The organism is Streptomyces sp. NPDC044704, from assembly GCF_056433525.1.
Window position 1 is genome coordinate 9,441 of sequence record NZ_JBWKGY010000032.1, and the last position, 16,698, is coordinate 26,138.

17 protein-coding genes are annotated in these 16,698 nt (G+C 74.0%); 11 read left to right on the plus strand and 6 right to left on the minus strand.

Annotated elements, in window-relative coordinates:
* Positions 1-193 precede the first annotated feature (193 nt).
* From AC07B0_RS38290 to AC07B0_RS38305, 4 genes are all read left to right on the plus strand, one after another.
* The gene (locus AC07B0_RS38290) at positions 194-1,018 is read left to right on the plus strand and encodes a 2,3-dihydro-2,3-dihydroxybenzoate dehydrogenase (RefSeq protein ID WP_478900308.1); all 825 of its coding nucleotides are present in this window, start codon (positions 194-196) and stop codon (positions 1,016-1,018) included.
* A gap of 100 nt (positions 1,019-1,118) precedes the next feature.
* Positions 1,119-2,345, plus strand: a complete 1,227-nt coding sequence (locus tag AC07B0_RS38295; protein WP_478900309.1) for an isochorismate synthase — start codon at positions 1,119-1,121, stop codon at positions 2,343-2,345.
* Positions 2,342-3,982 (plus strand): (2,3-dihydroxybenzoyl)adenylate synthase, encoded by a 1,641-nt coding sequence (locus tag AC07B0_RS38300; RefSeq protein WP_356881508.1) that lies wholly within the window; start codon positions 2,342-2,344, stop codon positions 3,980-3,982. The genes AC07B0_RS38295 and AC07B0_RS38300 overlap by 4 nt, the downstream gene beginning before the upstream one ends.
* A gap of 68 nt (positions 3,983-4,050) precedes the next feature.
* Positions 4,051-4,683, plus strand: coding sequence for an isochorismatase family protein (locus AC07B0_RS38305; protein ID WP_478900310.1), 633 nt, complete (start codon positions 4,051-4,053; stop codon positions 4,681-4,683).
* 89 nt (positions 4,684-4,772) lie between these two features.
* Here AC07B0_RS38305 and AC07B0_RS38310 read toward each other — a convergent pair whose 3' ends face one another.
* A complete protein-coding gene (locus AC07B0_RS38310) occupies positions 4,773-5,528 on the minus strand; it encodes a helix-turn-helix transcriptional regulator (RefSeq protein WP_478900311.1) in 756 nt (251 codons plus the stop codon).
* A 307-nt stretch (positions 5,529-5,835) separates the two neighbouring features.
* Here AC07B0_RS38310 and AC07B0_RS38315 point away from each other — a divergent pair, with 307 nt between their 5' ends.
* From AC07B0_RS38315 to AC07B0_RS38325, 3 genes are all read left to right on the plus strand, one after another.
* Entirely contained in the window at positions 5,836-6,537 is a 702-nt protein-coding gene (locus tag AC07B0_RS38315) for a pyridoxine/pyridoxamine 5'-phosphate oxidase (RefSeq protein ID WP_478900313.1), read from the plus strand.
* Positions 6,538-6,641: 104 nt separating this feature from the next.
* On the plus strand, positions 6,642-7,418 hold the full coding sequence (locus tag AC07B0_RS38320; RefSeq protein ID WP_478900315.1) for a class I SAM-dependent methyltransferase: 777 nt from the start codon (positions 6,642-6,644) through the stop codon (positions 7,416-7,418).
* A gap of 22 nt (positions 7,419-7,440) precedes the next feature.
* On the plus strand, positions 7,441-8,145 hold the full coding sequence (locus AC07B0_RS38325; RefSeq protein WP_478900316.1) for a M24 family metallopeptidase: 705 nt from the start codon (positions 7,441-7,443) through the stop codon (positions 8,143-8,145).
* 22 nt (positions 8,146-8,167) lie between these two features.
* Here the strand turns inward: AC07B0_RS38325 and AC07B0_RS38330 are convergent, their stop codons facing one another.
* Positions 8,168-8,557, minus strand: coding sequence for a gamma-glutamylcyclotransferase family protein (locus tag AC07B0_RS38330; RefSeq protein WP_469384116.1), 390 nt, complete (start codon positions 8,555-8,557; stop codon positions 8,168-8,170).
* A gap of 510 nt (positions 8,558-9,067) precedes the next feature.
* Here AC07B0_RS38330 and AC07B0_RS38335 point away from each other — a divergent pair.
* Positions 9,068-10,294: a cytochrome P450 family protein gene (locus tag AC07B0_RS38335; protein ID WP_478900318.1), complete on the plus strand. Its 1,227-nt coding sequence runs from the start codon at positions 9,068-9,070 to the stop codon at positions 10,292-10,294.
* Positions 10,295-10,490: 196 nt separating this feature from the next.
* Here AC07B0_RS38335 and AC07B0_RS38340 read toward each other — a convergent pair whose 3' ends face one another.
* Positions 10,491-11,351: an SDR family NAD(P)-dependent oxidoreductase gene (locus AC07B0_RS38340; RefSeq protein WP_469384121.1), complete on the minus strand. Its 861-nt coding sequence runs from the start codon at positions 11,349-11,351 to the stop codon at positions 10,491-10,493.
* 89 nt (positions 11,352-11,440) lie between these two features.
* On the opposite strand from AC07B0_RS38340, the gene AC07B0_RS38345 reads away from it, so the two are divergent.
* A complete protein-coding gene (locus AC07B0_RS38345; protein ID WP_478900320.1) occupies positions 11,441-11,917 on the plus strand; it encodes a MarR family winged helix-turn-helix transcriptional regulator in 477 nt (158 codons plus the stop codon).
* 40 nt (positions 11,918-11,957) lie between these two features.
* Here the strand turns inward: AC07B0_RS38345 and AC07B0_RS38350 are convergent, their stop codons facing one another.
* On the minus strand, positions 11,958-12,653 hold the full coding sequence (locus AC07B0_RS38350; protein WP_478900321.1) for a VOC family protein: 696 nt from the start codon (positions 12,651-12,653) through the stop codon (positions 11,958-11,960).
* Between the two features lie 85 nt (positions 12,654-12,738).
* A complete protein-coding gene (locus tag AC07B0_RS38355; RefSeq protein ID WP_356881485.1) occupies positions 12,739-13,398 on the minus strand; it encodes a TetR/AcrR family transcriptional regulator in 660 nt (219 codons plus the stop codon).
* Positions 13,399-13,462: 64 nt separating this feature from the next.
* Here AC07B0_RS38355 and AC07B0_RS38360 point away from each other — a divergent pair, with 64 nt between their 5' ends.
* Positions 13,463-15,070, plus strand: coding sequence for an FAD-binding oxidoreductase (locus AC07B0_RS38360; RefSeq protein ID WP_356881483.1), 1,608 nt, complete (start codon positions 13,463-13,465; stop codon positions 15,068-15,070).
* An 84-nt stretch (positions 15,071-15,154) separates the two neighbouring features.
* Here AC07B0_RS38360 and AC07B0_RS38365 read toward each other — a convergent pair whose 3' ends face one another.
* The gene (locus AC07B0_RS38365) at positions 15,155-15,511 is read right to left on the minus strand and encodes a hypothetical protein (protein WP_478900322.1); all 357 of its coding nucleotides are present in this window, start codon (positions 15,509-15,511) and stop codon (positions 15,155-15,157) included.
* Positions 15,512-15,781: 270 nt separating this feature from the next.
* On the opposite strand from AC07B0_RS38365, the gene AC07B0_RS38370 reads away from it, so the two are divergent.
* Positions 15,782-16,642: a DUF4344 domain-containing metallopeptidase gene (locus AC07B0_RS38370; RefSeq protein WP_469384128.1), complete on the plus strand. Its 861-nt coding sequence runs from the start codon at positions 15,782-15,784 to the stop codon at positions 16,640-16,642.
* The last annotated feature ends 56 nt before the right edge of the window (positions 16,643-16,698 follow it).

The window sequence follows — 16,698 nt, forward strand, 5'->3', positions numbered from 1 at the left end:
GACCGTGAGGCCCCCCGCGGCGGTCCCCCCAACCGCACCTATGGTGGCCGGGCCGGCCCCCCCCCGCCCGGCCCCCCCCCCCCCGGGGGGGGGGCGGGCGGGGGGCGGGGGGGGCCGCCCCGCCACCGGACCCCGGTCCCCACCCGCCCCATCCCCATCCCCTCATCTCATCTCATCTCTGGAGGACGGACCCATGTCCGCTGCCACACTGACCGGCCGGTCCCGGCTCGACGGACGGATCGCGCTGGTCACCGGGGCCGCACGGGGCATCGGCGAGGCCGTCGCCCGCACCCTGGCCGGGCTCGGCGCCGAGGTCGCCGCGACCGACCTGCGCGCCGCCACCCTGACCGAGCTCGCCGACCCGGTCGGCGGACGAGGCCGGCCCGCCGGCGGGGAGCGGTCCGGCCGCGTCCACGCGTACCCCATGGACGTGACCGACCGTACGGCGGTCGACGCGACCGTCGCCCGGGTCGAGCGGGAGCTCGGCCCGGTGGACATCCTCGTCAACGTCGCCGGGGTGCTGCGCACCGCGCCCGCCGCCGAACTCACCGACGAGGACTGGGCCCGGACCTTCGCCGTGAACACCACCGGCGTCTTCCACACCACCCGGGCCGTCGTCGGCGCGATGGCCCTGCGCGGCGGCGGCAGCATCGTCACCGTCGCCTCCAACGCCGCCGGCGTACCGCGGACCCACATGGCCGCGTACGCCGCGTCCAAGGCGGCGTCCGTGATGTTCACCAAGTGCGTCGGGCTGGAGTACGCGGGCAGCGGTGTCCGCTGCAACGCGGTCTGTCCCGGTTCCACCGACACTCCCATGCAGCGCGCCCTGTGGACCGACCCGGACGCGCCGCGACGGGTCCTCGACGGGGACCTCGCCAGCTACCGCACCGGCATACCGCTGGGCCGGATCGCCGACCCCCAGGACATCGCCGACTCGGTCGCCTTCCTCTGCTCCGACCAGGCCCGTCACATCACCATGCAGGACCTCTACGTGGACGGCGGCGCCACGCTGCGCTGAGCACGGCCGCACCTCGGGCCCCACCAGCTCGACCAGCCCCACCAGCCCCTCACGACTTCCCCCTGTCTCCCCTCCCTCCCCTCCCCGAACAGGAGTCACCGTGCCGACGGTCCACCCAACCGCCACCCCCACCGCAGCCGGCGAGCCCGCCCACCCCTCGGTGGGCGCCGCCACCAGCCTGCTCGACGCCTACCGGCCCGGGCTGCGCTTCCTGGCCACCCCGACCCGCACCCTGCTCACCGAGGGCGTGCACGCGGAGGTGCCCGACGACGGCCGCCCCCTTCCGGAGCGGGTCCGCTCCGCCGTGGCCCGGGCCGCCGGCGGCGGCCACGCCCGGCCCCTGGTGATCGGGAGCATCCCCTTCGCACCGGACGCGCCCGCCGCCCTGGTCGTGCCGGAGACCGTGTTCGAGGGACCTCCGCTGGCCTCCGACCCCCTCATCGCCCTGCCGCCCGAGCCCGCCTCCGGCGCCCGGTGGACGGTGACCCCCGTCCCGGAGCCCGAGGTCTACGGCCGGGGGGTCGAGGACGCCGTCCGGCGCATGCGCGCGGGCGAGTTCACCAAGGTGGTCCTCGCCCGCGCCCTGGACCTGGCCTCCGACGCCCCGCTCGACCTGCCCGCGATGCTCCAGCGGCTGGCCCGCCGGGACCCCGGCGCCTACAACTTCGCCCTGCCCACCGGCCCCGGCCGGACCCTCGTCGGCGCCAGCCCGGAACTGCTGGTGTCCCGCCGCGGGGAGCGCCTCGTCGCCAATCCGCTCGCCGGGTCCACCCCGCGCAGCGCCGATCTCGCCGAGGACGTCAGCCGGGCCGCGGCCCTGCTCCGTTCGCCGAAGGACCTGCACGAGCACGCCGTCGTGGTCGACGCCATGCGCCGTGCGCTGGCCCCGTACACGACCGGCCTGGTCGTACCGGAGCGGCCCACGCTGATCCGTACGGCCACCATGTGGCACCTGTCCACCACCCTCACCGCGACCGTGGCCGGCCCCGAGCTGACCGCCCTGGACCTGGCCGGCGCCCTCCACCCCACCCCGGCCGTATGCGGGACCCCGACCGATGTCGCGCGCCGGGTCATCGCCGAGACCGAGGGCTTCGACCGGGGCTTCTTCACCGGGATGGTCGGCTGGCAGGACGCGTCCGGCGACGGCGAGTGGGTCGTCACCATCCGCTGCGCCGAGGCGGAGGACGGCGGGGGCGGGCGGGGCGGCGGGCGACTGCGGCTGTACGCCGGGGCCGGGATCGTCCCGGACTCCCGTCCCGAGGAGGAGACCGCGGAGACCGCCGCCAAGTTCCGTACGTTCCTGCAGGCCGTGGGGGTCGCGCTGTGAGCACCCAGGCACCCGTGTGGCCCGCCGAGTTCGCCGACCGCTACCGGGCGGCCGGCTGGTGGCGCGGCGAGACCTTCGGCGGGATGCTCGCCGAACGGGCCGCCGCCCACCCCGAACGGATCGCGGTCGTAGACCCAGCCGGCGGCCCGGACGGCGGCCGTCGTACCTGGACGTACGGCGAACTCGACCTGCGGGCCGACCGGATGGCCGCCGGCTTCGCCGCCCGCGGCATCGGAGCCGGGGACAAGGTCGTCGTCCAGCTGCCCAACTGCGCCGAGTTCTTCGAGGTGGTGTTCGCACTGTTCCGCCTCGGGGCGCTGCCCGTGTTCGCGCTGCCCGCCCACCGGCGTTCCGAGATCGGGTACTTCTGCTCCTTCACCGGGGCCGCCGCCTACGTGATCCCCTCCGCGCACGCCGGTTTCGACTACCGCGAACTGGCCGCGGCGGTACGGGAGGACGCGCCGGAGCTGCGGCACGTGTTCGTGGCCGACGGGGATCCGGGGAGGTTCACCGCCCTGGCCGAGGTGCCCGAGGATCCGGGCCCGGACTTCCCCGCGCACCAGCCGGGCCCGCAGGACCTGGCCTTCCTCCAGCTGTCGGGCGGCAGTACGGGCGTGCCGAAGCTGATCCCCCGCACCCACGACGACTACCTCTACTCGCTGCGCGGCTCCAACGAGCTGTGCGGGGTGGACGCCGGCTCCGTCTACCTCGTCGCCCTGCCGGCCGCGCACAACTTCCCGCTCTCGTCGCCCGGTTCGCTCGGCGCACTGTACGCGGGCGGCCGCGTCGTGCTCGCCCCGCAGCCGGTGCCCGACGTGGCCTTCCCCCTCATCGAGGCGGAGGGGGTGACGATCACCGGCCTGGTGCCGCCGCTGGCCCTGCTGTGGACCGACGCCGCCGGGCACACCACGCACGATCTGAGCAGCCTGGAGGTCCTCCTCGTCGGCGGCGCCAAGTTCAGCGAGGAGGCGGCGCGCCGGGTGCGGCCCGCCCTGGGGTGCACCCTCCAGCAGGTGTTCGGGATGGCCGAGGGCCTGGTCAACTACACCCGGCTCGACGATCCCGAGGAGGTCGTCGTCACCACCCAGGGGCGGCCCATCTCACCGGACGACGAGATCCTGATCGTCGACGACGAGGACCGGCCGGTGCCGCCCGGCACGGTCGGTCACCTGCTCACCCGCGGCCCCTACACCATCCGCGGCTACTGGAACGCCCCCGAGCACAACGCCCGTTCGTTCACCGAGGACGGCTTCTACCGTACGGGCGACCTCGTCCGGGCCACCCCGACCGGCCACCTGGTGGTCGAGGGGCGGGCGAAGGACCAGATCAACCGCGGCGGGGAGAAGATCGCCGCCGAGGAGGTGGAGAACCACCTCCTCGCCCACCCCGCCGTGCACGACGCCAACGTGGTCGCCGAGCCCGACCCCTACCTCGGCGAACGGACCTGCGCCTACGTGATCCTGCGCGCGGACGCCGAGCCCGCCACGGGCACCGCGCTGCGCAGGTTCGTACGGGAACGCGGGCTGGCCGCGTACAAGGTGCCCGACCGGGTGGTGTTCGTCACCGCCTTCCCCACCACCGGGGTCGGCAAGATCTCCAAGAAGGACCTGCGCACCCGCACCCCCGCCCGCCCCTGATCCGAACCGCTCCCCCTGTCCTCCCCCTCCCCCGCTGCCGCCTCCCCCGCACTCCGAACGGAACTCCCATGGCCCTGCCCGCCGTCGCCCCCTACCCGATGCCCACCGCCGCCGAACTGCCCGCGAACCGGGTGGACTGGAAGCCGGATCCGCGGCGGTCGGTGCTGCTGGTCCACGACCTGCAGAACTACTTCCTGTCTGCCTACGACGCCACCCGGCAGCCCGTCACCGGACTGCTCCGGGGGGTGGCCCGGCTCCGGGAGGAGGCGGCCCGGGCGGGCGTCCCGGTGTTCTACACCGCGCAGCCGGGGGGCCAGAGCGCGCGGGAGCGGGGGCTCCAGCAGGACTTCTGGGGTCCCGGGCTGCCCGCCGACCCCGAGGCCGAGGCGATCGCGCCGGCCGTCGCGCCGGGGCCCGGGGACACCGTGCTGACGAAGTGGAAGTACAGCGCCTTCGTCCGTACCGACCTGCTGGAGCGGATGCGCTCCCTCGGCCGGGACCAGTTGGTGATCACCGGGGTGTACGCGCACATCGGCGTCATGATGACGGCCTGCGACGCCTGGATGCAGGACGTCCAGGCGTTCGTGGTGGCCGACGCGGTGGCGGACTTCTCGTCCGCGGAGCACCGGATGGCACTGGAGTGGGCGGCCGGCCGGTGCGCGTACGTGACCACCGCCGACGGGGTGGCCGCGGCCTGGTGACGGCGGCCCGCGGCGGCCCCGGCGTCGGCGCGGCCGCTGCGGGTCGCCACGGCGCCGGGGCCGGGTCCGGTGCCGTGCCGCGGGGGCCGTCAGGGCGACTGGCGGCTGTAGGAGCCCGGCGTTTCACCGAAGTAGCGCCGGAAGGCCGCTATGTAGCCGTTGACGCTGGTGAAGCCCACGCGGGCGGCCACGGTCCCCACCAGGAGTCCCTGGGCCAGCAGTTCCAGCGAGCAGTTCAGCCGCAGCCGGGTGCGCCACTCGGAGAAGGCCAGGCCGGTCTCGTCCCGGAAGGAACGGCGCAGGCTGGTCGAGCTGGTGTAGACGTCCCGGGCCCATTCGGTGGCGGTTCGCGGGTCGTTGGGCCGTCGGGACAGCAGCCGGGCGACCTCCGCGGCGGCCCGGCTGACGGGCTGGGGCAGCGGCAGGGAGTCCGGGTGTCCGCCGCTCAGCGCCGCGAAGACGGCCGGATCGTCCGGGACGGGCTCCGAACTGCGCATCCGGGCGAGCAGCAACGTCCGCTGGGCGCCGGTGACGTTGATGACGGCCGGCCCGGGGTACGGGAGGTGGTGCGCCTCGGGGTCGAAGGCCTCGACGACGATGAGCGAGTCCGGTTCGAAGCGGGCGCTGTGCCACACCCCTGCCGGGATCCACAGGCCGACCGAGGGGTCGAGCTGGTGCTCCTCGCGGCCGATGGTCACCGTGATCCGGCCCATGGGCACGTAGAGGAACTGGTGGAAGTCGTGGACGTGCAGGGGGTGTCCGCCGGCCGCGATGAAGTCGTCGTCCACCACGGTGTCGGGCGTCCGGCTCGCAACGGGGGCGCCGAGCAGAGCGGTTGTGGCCACGGGCCTACCTCCACAGACTGAAGTGCCCGGCCTGTCCGGGACTCCGGGGATCACGGGCCCGCCCCTGGTCACGGGCGGGGCCCGGCTCTCCACACCGAGCCACCCCCGCAAGTAAGGCTACCCTAAGTTTCCTGTTCCGCTCCGGTTCGGCGGGCGGGAGCCGAGTCGTGGCTCTCTCCAACATCCAACCGGCACCGGTGTCGATTTTTGGCCGATCAACTAAGCATTTGCCATGCGATTGCCATCGATCAGGTAGCAGATGCAGGATGGCGGGTGAAGGGTTGCCGGGCGGAGGAAGGCGTATCGGGTGGCTGACACAGGAGGCGGCGGCGCGGACGTCCGCCAGTGGCTCAGGAGCATCGACGTGTTCGCGCGCCCGCTGCCCGCGTTCGACCGCGACCGGGCTCCGGCCGAACCGGCCGCCCTGTTCCTGGCGTGGCTCGCCGAGGCGGTCGCGGCGGGCGTTCCCGATCCGCACGCGATGACGCTGTCGACGGTGGACGCGGCCGGTGACCCCGACGCCCGCACACTGATCCTCAAGGGCGTGGACACCTCCGGGTGGAGCTTCGCGGGGCACGCCTTCAGTCCCAAGGGCGGGCAGCTCGCGTGCCATCCGCGGGCGGCGCTCACCTTCTACTGGCCGGAGCACGGCCGGCAGGTGAGGGTGCGCGGGAGCGTCACCACGGGCTCGGCGCGGGACAACGCGGCGGACTTCCTGGGCCGTTCGGCCACCGCCCGCGCGGAGTCATTGCTGGGCCGCCAGAGCCAGTACCTGACGGACCCGGCCGAGCAGGAGCGGGCCGTCGCGGGCTCCCTGGCCCTGATCCGGCGCGAGCCCTCGCTCGTGGATTCCGCCTGGACGCTGTACACGCTGGAGGCGACCGAGGTGGAGTTCTGGCAGGCGGCCGAGAGCCGCCTCCACACACGGCTGCGCTACGAACGCGCCGGAGTCGGAGTCGCAGCCGGCGGCGGCGACGGCGGCTGGGAGCGTTTCGCGCTCTGGTCGTAGCGCCCGTCCGCTGCCACCGCAGCCACCCCCGCTCCCGCACGACCCGCGCGCCGCGACCCGTGGCGCCCCTCCCTGTTCCTGCTCACGAGGCGAGGTAAGGACCCATGAACGCACGCACCCAGGACGGCAGCGCCGGAGACGTCGACTACGGCGCCGTCGGCACCGGTTACGCCTCCTACCGGAGGCCCGACCCCCGGGTCGCCCGGTTCATCGCCGAGGCCCTGGACGGGGCGCGGACCGTGCTGAACGTCGGCGCGGGCGCCGGATCGTACGAGAACGCGGCCCGCGCGGTGACGGCCGTGGAACCCTCGGAGTCCATGCGGGCCCAGCGCCCGGCCCGACTCGCCCGAGCGGTCGACGCCGTCGCCGAGTCCCTCCCCTTCGGGGACGGGGAGTTCGACGGCGCGATGACCCTCTTCAGCGTCCACCAGTGGAACGACGTCACGGCCGGCCTGCGCGAGATGCGCCGCGTCACCCGCGGCCCGGTCGTCGTCCTGACCTGCGACCCCAAGCTCGTGCGCGACTTCTGGCTCCACGAGTACGCCCCCGAGGTCCTCGACACCGAAGCCCGCCGGTACCCTCCGATCGAGGACATGGCGGCCGCCCTGGGCGGCAGCGGCACCATCCAGACCGTACCCATCCCCCTCGACTGCACCGACGGCTTCAACGAGGCCTACTACGGACGGCCCGAGATGCTCCTCGACCCCGCCGCCCGGCAGGCCTGCTCCGCCTGGAGCTTCGTCGACGACGGTGTCCGCGAACGCTTCGACGGGACACTGCGCCGCGATCTGGAGTCCGGGGCCTGGGACGATCGCTTCGGGCACCTGCGCACGCAGGCGACGTACCAGGGATCGCTCGTGATCGTGCGCGCGACCCCGTAACACCGGGAAGAGGAACAGCACCATGGGAGTACCCGACCGCATGGACGAGCAGCTGCGCGCCCTGGGGCTCGTCGAGGCCCAGCGCAAGGCCGTACGTCTCTTCACCGAGGTCGAAGCCCGGGGCCTGGTCGCCCCCGGAGCCGGTGAGCGGGAGGTCAGCGACCGGATCCGGGACCTCGCGAACGAGATGTTCGGCACCACCAAGCACTGGCACAAGCGGATCGTCCGTTCCGGGCCCCACACCCTGTTCCCGTACAAGGAGAACCCGCCGGACCGGATCATCGGCGGGGACGACATCGCCTTCGCCGACTTCGGCCCCATCTTCGAGGAGTACGAGGCCGACTTCGGCCGGACCTTCGTCTTCGGTGAAGATCCGGCCAAGCACCGCCTGCGCGACGGCCTCGAAGAGGTCTTCGCCGGCGGACGGCGGGCCTTCCGGGCCGATCCGCACATCACCGGACGGCAGTTGTACGCCGAGGTCGAGCGGCTCGCGCACGAGGCCGGCTGGAGCCTCGGCGGCTGGCACGCGGGCCACCTGGTCGGCGAGTTCCCGCACGAGACCATCGACGGAGCCAAGGCCGAGTCGTACATCACCCCCGACAACGACACCCCGCTGCGCCGCACCGACCGGGCCGACTGGCGGTGCCACTGGATCCTGGAGGTCCACCTCGTGGACGAACGGGGCGGCTTCGGAGGGTTCCACGAGCAGCTGCTCGACCTGGAGTGACGTCGGCGGGGCCCGGGGCCGGTCAGGCGGCGGAACCGGACTCCCCGTCGGCGGCCGGGGCCGCCTGCGCGCCGAGGTAGGCCCACGCCTTCGTGCCGGAGCGCAGGAGGACCCGGGTCCGGGCGTAGTCGTCGACCTCGTAGTCGTCCGCGGAGGCCAGTTCCTCATCGGTGATCGAGAAGACCGTGCCCTCGACGGCGTCGGCCTCGTCCGAGGAGGCGACGAGCAGGGGGTGCCGGTCGGTGCCACTCGCGGCGATCACCTCCGGGTCGGTGATCCGGATGTAGGTGATCCGGAATCCGGGCAGCGCGTCGGGAGCCCCTTCGAGCGGCCTGCCGAACCGGGCCAGCTGGACCTCGGGGAACTGCAAGGTGCCGTAGGAGAACAGCTGGTGGCGCATCGGGGCTGCCATGCGGAGAACCTCCTGGAATACCTGCCGGATACCTGCCGCGCGCACCTGGCGCCGACGTGATCATCCCAACCTACCGAACGCCGAGACGACAGGGACCGCCATTGCGCATTTGCCACCTGAGCTCAACGTTCGCCCTGGCAGGTGCGCGGGATATTGCGCGATTCGGCTCTTGGATGATTCACTGCAACCACACGGGCACCAGTGGCCTGATTCCGTTGCAGGAACCAGTCGTCCCCACGGGTCGGCCCTTGGTTCACTGGTGCAGACGCCGCGCCCCCAGGGACCGCTTGCGGCTCTCGCGGCCCCGAGGCGGCGCGGCGAAGGAAGCCCCTGCGCGTCGATCAGCGGTGTTCGACACGCAGGGGCTCCGTCATGCGCGCGGGCCGTCTCCCGATGTCCGGATTCGAACGGCCGGGCGGCGCCGTGGATCATCATGGGGTCGAGGACGCGCCACCGTGAGGCCGTCCGCCGGCCGCCCGGCCCGCCCCCGCCCCGCGACAGAGGACACCCATGACCGCACCGTCCGCAGCCCACCCCGGCGCCACCCCGTTCGACGAGGCCTACCGCGACGATCCGCACGGCGTCCTCGGCCGGCTGCGGGAGTCCGGTCCGGTGCACCGGGTCGCCCTGCCGGACGGGACGCTCGCCTGGCTGGTGACCCGGGAGGCCGACGTCCGGGCGGGACTCGCCGACCCCCGGCTCTCGGTCGACAAGAAGCACGCGGGCAGCGGCTACCGCGGCTTCTCCCTGCCCCCGGCCCTCGACGCGAACCTGCTGAACCTCGACGGCGCGGACCACCTGCGGCTGCGGCGCCTGGTCTCCAAGGCGTTCACCCCGCGGCACACCGCCGCCCTCCGCCCCCGGGTGACGGCCGCGGCCGAGGGGCTGGCGTCCGAGCTGGCCGGACGGATCGCCGCCGAGGGCCGGGCGGACCTCGTGGCCGGCTTCGCCGCACCGCTGCCCCTGCGCGTCATCGGCGACCTCTTCGGGGCCCCCGAGGCGGACCGGGAACAGTTCGCCGCGTGGGGCGGTGCGATGGTCGCGCCCGCGGGACCGCAGGACGTCGCGACCGCCGTCAAGGGGATCTACGGGCTGCTGCTGCGCTGGGTCGCCGAGCGCCGGGCCCGTCCCGGCGACGACCTGCTGTCCGCGCTGATCGTGGCGCGCGACGACGAGGACCGGCTCACCGAGGACGAGCTCGTCTCGCTCGCCTTCCTGATCCTGCTGGCCGGCACCGAGAACACCCAGCACCTGATCAGCGGCGGAACGCTCACCCTGCTCCGGCACCCCGACCGGCTCGACGCCCTGCGCAGGGACCCGGGCCTCCTCGACGCGACCGTGGAGGAACTCCTGCGGTACGCCCACCCCAACCAGAGCGCCATCCGGCGCTTCCCCACCGAGCCCGTCGAGATCGGCGGCACCGCGGTCCCGGCGGGCGACACGGTGCTGCTCTGCCTGGCCTCCGCCCACCGCGACCCCGAGCGGTACCCGGAGGCGGACCGCTTCGATCCCGGCCGGACCGACCTGGCGCACCTCGCGCTGGGCCACGGCGTGCACTACTGCCTCGGCGCGCCCCTGGCCCGCCTGGAGGTGTCGACCGCCCTCACGACGCTGCTGGCCCGCTTCCCGGCCCTGGCGGTCGCCGAACCCGCGGCCCTGCACTGGAACACCTCGTTCCGGTCCCGGGCGCTGCGCGAGCTCCACGTCACGGACGAAAGCCTTCGACCGGTGGGCTAGCCCTCCCCCGTCAACGTCCGAGGGTGTTCATCAGGACGATGGCCGTGAGGTTGAGGAGGATGACGGCCATGACGCCGCCCACGGTGATCCAGGCCCGTCGCGATTCGTCCATGCGTACGCGTCACCTCCCGGTTCGGGCGTGTCCGGCCATCATGGCCCGGTTCCGCGCGGGGCGCAGTTCGGCCGGGCGGGCCCGTCAGGCTCCGGCGACCCAGGCTCCGGTCATGCCGAGGACGGCGGAGCCGTCCCCGTCGGCCAGCTTGGTCCCGGTGAAGTCGCGGGCCCACTGCGAGGTCTGGATGCGGAACGCGGGGCGGTCGGCGGTCAGCGCCTCCATGACGGCCTCGGCGGCACCGGCGGGGGTCTGGGCGCCGTCCAGGAACTGGCCGACCGTACGGTCCACGTAGTGGCGCAGCGCGTCGGCGTACGGACCGGCCGCGGCGACGTGCCCCTCGATGTCGAGTCCGATGTTGTTGACGAACTCCGTGGCCACCGCGCCCGGTTCGACGACGGACACGCTCACGCCGACGGCGCCCGCGACGGGGGCCAGGCTCTCCATGTATCCCTCGACGGCGAACTTCGCGGCGCAGTAGGCCTCGTTGAAGGGCTGGCCGACGACGCCGCCCACGCTGGTGACCGTGATCAGGCGGCCTCCGGTGGCCCGCAGGTGGGGCAGCGCCGCCTTGGAGACGTTCAGCACGCCGAAGAAGTTGACCTCCATGACCTCGCGGACGTCGGCGACGGTTTCGAGTTCGAGTGTCCCGACGTGTCCGGCGCCGGCGTTGTTGACGACGGCGTCCAGGCGTCCGTAGTCGGCGATCACACCGTCGACGGCGGCGGCCACGGAGCGTTCGTCGACGACGTCGAGCTGCCGGACGTCGAGTTCGACGCCGGCGTGGGCGGCGGCCTCGCGCAGGGCATCGGCCTTGGCGGTGTCACGCAGCGTGGCGATCGTGCGCCATCCCGCGCGGGCGGCCGCGACGGCCGCGGCCAGGCCGATGCCGGAGGAAGTCCCGGTGATCAGGACGGTGCGGGGGGTGGTGGGGAGGGTCGACATGGCGGTCGCCTTTCACGGAACGTAATTTATGTGCGTGCACACACACCATAAAGTTATGTGCGTGCGCACGCAACCTCTAGACTGCCGACATGCCGAAGAAGCTCACCGAAGCCGAGATGCCCGCGGCCGACTACGCGTTCTACGGGCTGGTCTGGGCCGGCACCGTGCTGACCGACCGCGTGGACCGCGCCCTGGTGAAAGCCCATGACCTGCCCGTGTCCTGGTTCGAGGTCATGCTCTGGCTGGCTTCGAGCCCCGAGCCCGTACCCGCCTCGGTCCTCGGCAACAGCACGCTGCTCAGCCGCAGCCAGGTGTCCCGGGTCGTGGACGCCCTACGGGCGCGCGGGCTGGTCACCCGTACGCCCTCGGCGCGTGACGCCCGGTCGGTGGAGGTGTCCCTCACGGACGCGGGGCGCGCGGTGTTCGCCGAGGCCGACGCCACCCGGCGCGAGGTCCTGGCACCGGTCTTCACCGGACTCCTCGACGAGCGGGACATGGAGGCGCTGGGGACCGCGTGGCGCAAGCTCAAGGCCGACCAGGGCCTCAAGGACGAAAACGCCTCCTAGCCGAACACGCCTCCCGGTCTCGGAGGTTTCGGAGCGCGCCTCAGTCGTCCCGGCCCTGCCACGTGGTCACGCAGGCCTCGTTCCCCTCCGCGTCGGCGAGCACCCAGAACGCGGGGGCCCGGGTCGCGGACACGAGCCGGCCCCCTGCCGCCAGCGCCGCCTCGATCCGCTGGGGTGCCTCGTCATGGGGAACGCAGACGTCGAAGTGGATGCGGTTGCGCTGGGGGCGCGCCCGGTCCATCTGCTGGAACCAGATCGCCGGGCCCTGCCCGACGGGGTCGACGAGTGGATCCTCCGGCCCTTCGGCGCCCGCCTCGTCGGCATAGCCCAGCACCGCCTTCCAGAACGGCCGGATCCCGGCGATGTCCAGCGCATCGATCGCGATCTCCACGAGTTGGACGGACCGCGGTGCCCCCGTTCCGATCTCGGGCTCCGTCATCGGCGACCCGGTCTCCTTGACGGCGGCGGAGATCCGGCGCGCGAGTTCGACGTCCCGGGTGGTCACCGCCGCATGGTCCGGCGACTGGAGGGTGAGCACGAGCCGCTGGGGGCGGGCATCGACCCGGAGGTGCCGGTCGGCGCTGCTGCCGCACACCGCGACGGCGTCCGCCGCCAGGCCGATCGCCCGAGCCAACGATCCGACCGGGACCGACGTCCGCAACGTGCCCAGCAGAAAGCGCCAGCCGTAGTCGTGGACGGCCTCCGACGCTTCCCGCCGGCTCAGTACTCGGTCCATGCCCGCATCCTCGCAGTCCACCGCGAGACCCGTCCGGTGGACCTCGAAATCCGCAGGGGGCGCACGGGGCGGCGGGGGCCGGGGGTCAGCCGGAGCCGCCGTCCGGCTCGCCGGTGACGGCGGACGCGTCCGAAGCCAGGCCCGCGGCGGCCGCGAAGAGACGGGCGCAGCGCCGCGTCATGGCCGCCGGCGTCTGTTCCGGGTGCTTGACCCACCAGCGGACGAGGGTGGCGACCAGGTCCCGCCAGACGTATTTGAGCGCGTCCGCGTCCAGCGGGTCCGTCGAGCCGGCCGCGCGCAGCAGTGCGGCGGTGCCGCCGGCCGCGAGCCGGTCGATGGCCGACCGGTACGCCGAAGCCCGCCGCTCGGCCTCGCCGCCGGGCGGCAGCGAGGTGTCGTAGAGCACGAACCACGCCTCCCGCTGTCCCTCCAGGGCGGTGAAGAGGGCGTGCAGCACGCGCAGCGGCGTGTGCGGCGCGGCCGGGTCCGGGCCCATGGCCGTGCCGATCGTCTCCAGGAGCCGTTCGCCGACGGGCACCAGGCAGGCGACGTACAGCTCCTCCTTGGTGCCGACGTACTGGTGCAGCAGCGTCTTGGTGACGCCCACGCGCGCGGCGATGGCGGGGAGCGACGCGGCCGCGTAGCCACGGGTGCCGAACTCCTCCGTGGCGGCGTCCAGCATCTGCCGGCGGCGGTGCTCGCGCGGGACTCCCTTGGTGCCGGCCTTCGAAGGAGGGGTTGCCATGAGCCGATATTATCAGTAGGTAATTTACCTCTAGGTAGATTCCTGCGACCTCCGGAGCGCACCCATGACCGGCACCACCCCGCAGCCGACGTCCCGCAGCCGCTCCTGGTGGGGCTGGGGCTGGTCGGACGCCCATCCCGACGACGCGGAGTGCGCCGCGCTGGGCGCCCTGCTCCCCGGCACCCTCGCCCGGCCGCTCCCCGTGCCCCGCGTCCGCGACCTGGGCATCGGCGCCCCCGTCCTCGAACCCCCGACGAGCCTGGCCCACCTGGTCACCGCCGACCCGGCGGACCGCGCCGCCCACGCGATGGGCAAGGCGTACCGCGACGTCGTACGGGCCCTGCGCGGGCGCCCCGGCCGCGTACCCGACCTCGTCGCGCGCCCGACGGACGAGCGCGAGGTGGCCGCCCTGCTGGACTGGGCCGGTGACCGGCAGGTCGCCGTCGTCCCGTACGGCGGGGGTTCCTCGGTCAGCGGGGGCGTGGAATACCGCGGCGACGCCCACCGGGCGGTGCTGTCCCTCGACCTGACGGCCATGGGCCGCGTCCTGGAGGTCGACACCGAGGGCCGGGCCGCCCGCATCCAGGCAGGCACCCTCGGACCGGCCCTGGAAGACCAGTTGCGGCCCCACGGCCTGACCCTGCGGCACTTCCCGCAGAGCTTCGAGTTCTCCACCCTCGGCGGCTGGCTGGCCACCCGCGCGGGCGGCCACTACGCCACCGGCCGCACGCACATCGACGACTTCGTGCAGTCGATGCGCGTCGTCACCCCGGCCGGTACGAGCGCTTCCTGGCGGCTGCCGGCCTCCGGGGCGGGCCCCTCCCCCGACCGGCTGTTCCTGGGCTCCGAAGGGGCCCTGGGCGTGATCACCGAGGCGTGGGTGCGGCTCCAGGAACGCCCCCGCCACAAGGCGTCCGCGGCGGTCTCCTTCACGGACTTCCAGGACGCGCTGCGGGCGGTGCGCACGCTCGCCCGGTCCGACCTCTCCCCCGCCAACTGCCGTCTGCTGGACGCCGGTGAGGCCGCGCTGTCGGGCGCGGCGCGGGACGGGAGCGCCGTGCTGGTGCTGGGCTTCGAGTCGGCGGACGCGCCGGTGGCGGACCGGCTGGAGCGGGCCGTCGGCCTGGCCCGCTCGTACGGCGGCAAAGGCGGGATCCCGGACGGGGACCCGTCCGGCGGTGCGGGCGGCGACGCGGCGGTGGGCGCCTGGCGCTCGGCGTTCCTGCGGATGCCGTACCTCCGCGACGGGCTGGCCAGGATGGGCGCCGTCGCGGAGACGTTCGAGACGGCGGCCACCTGGGACCGGATCCCGGGCCTGATCGAAGCGGTGCGCACCGAGGTCGGCGCGGCCGCGCTCAAGGCCACCGGCCACCCGGCGACCGTCAACTGCCGCCTGACACACGTGTATCCGGACGGCGCGGCCCCCTACTTCACCGTCCTCGCCGCGGGCCGCGCCGGTGACGAGGTGGCCCTGTGGGACGACCTGAAGGCCGTGGCGGGCGAGGTCCTGCACCGCCACCGGGCCACCATCACCCACCACCACGCCGTCGGCCGGGACCACCGGCCGGGCTACGACCGCCAGCGCCCCGAGCCCTTCGCCCTCGCGCTGCGGGCCGCGAAGGGGGCACTGGACCCGCGGGGCATCCTCAACCCCGGGGTGCTCGTGGACTGACCGGGGGCCGCGCGGGTCCGGGGCCCGTCGGCACCGGCCGCCGGTCCGGGCCCGCCGGCACCGGCCGCGCGTACGGGCCCGGCGTCACCAGGCGGACCAGGGCACGCGGCAGGTGTGCGGGGCCGTGCCTTCCGGGCACAGGCCCCGGATCACCGCCTTGCGGACGGCCCGGTAGGTGCGCAGCGAACAGTCCAGGCGGACGCGCAGCCCGACGCTCTCCCGTCCGCCGCTCCTGCGCCCGGGGTTCTCTACGGCCCACTGCTCCGCGAGGAGGCCGTCGTGACCGTCGTCCGCCGGCCCGCCGTCGGGGCGGGCGCGTACGACGGTCCGGTCCGTGACGCGGGCGCGCCGGGAGGCGGCTTCCCGGTCGACGAGTTCCCGGACCCAGGCGAGCCCGTCCGTGTCCGCGTACAGCTCGAACCTCAGCGTGCGTGTCCCCACCGGCTCCACCAGCCCCTATGCCGCGCCGTCCCGGCCGGGCCGCGCGGCGCCATGATCTCCGACGTCCCAGGAGATGCGACCGCGCCGCCCGGCCGCAACCGGGTTTCCCCCGGCGGGACCGGGCGCTCCACGGTCCGCGCCGGACGCCCACACGTCCGGCCGGCCCGCAAGTCGAGGAGCCCGCAGCCCACTCGAACGGCCCGGCGGAATCGCCCGTACGGCCTTCCCGCGGGATGCTGGTGCGGGGACCGGGCCGATCGGAGGTCTGCCGTGAACCGTTGGAGCACGTCCCTCGCCGCCGTGACGGCGGCCGCGGCCTGGAGCCTGTGCGCGGTGGCGCCGCCGGCCGCGGCCTCGGTCCGCGCCGTCACCCCGGAGCCGTCGGCGAGCGCCGAGGGCGCGTTCCGCGGCGAGTACGCGCCGATCACGCGCCGGGACGGGGGCGCGGCGGCGCGCGGCCGGGAGATCATGGAAGGCGGCGAGTACCTGGAGAAGTACGTGGCCCTGTCCAACGCCCGCCTCACCCTCCCGACGGACATCGTCGTCCGGGCGGTGCAGTGCGGACAGGCAAACGCCTTCTACGAGCACCCGTACATCAACCTCTGCTACGAGTACGCCGCGCAGCGGGAGCGGATGTTCACGGAGGCCAACGCGGAAGTGGACGCCGCTGACCCGGGCGCCAGCCACGACCCGGTCCTGGCCGACGTGGCCGGGGCGATGCTGGGCACCTACTTCCACGAACTCGGCCACGCCGTCATCCACGTCTACGACCTGCCGTTCACCGGCAACGAGGAGGACGCGGCCGACGAGCTGGCCGTGTTGCTGCTCCTCGCGGTCGACCCGAGCGGGGACACCACGCGCAGCACCCTGTGGGCGAAGAAGCTGGAGGCCCGCAGGGAAGCCGCCGGCACCCCCGACTACTCGGACGAGCACGCGTTGAGCGCCCAGCGCTACTACAACCAGCTGTGCATGCTGTACGGCTCCGACCAGGTCAAGTACGCCTGGGTGGTGTCGGACGAATGGCTGCCGAAGCACCGTGCGTACCGCTGCGAGGAGGAGTTCGAGCAGGCGAACAGCAGCTGGGGCAAGCACCTGGCCGCCCATTGGAAGGGGCGGCCCCCCGAGGGCTGACCCGTCCCCCGCGTCCCGCGTTCCGGGAGCAGCGCGTCTTTCCCGTTCCGTCGTGC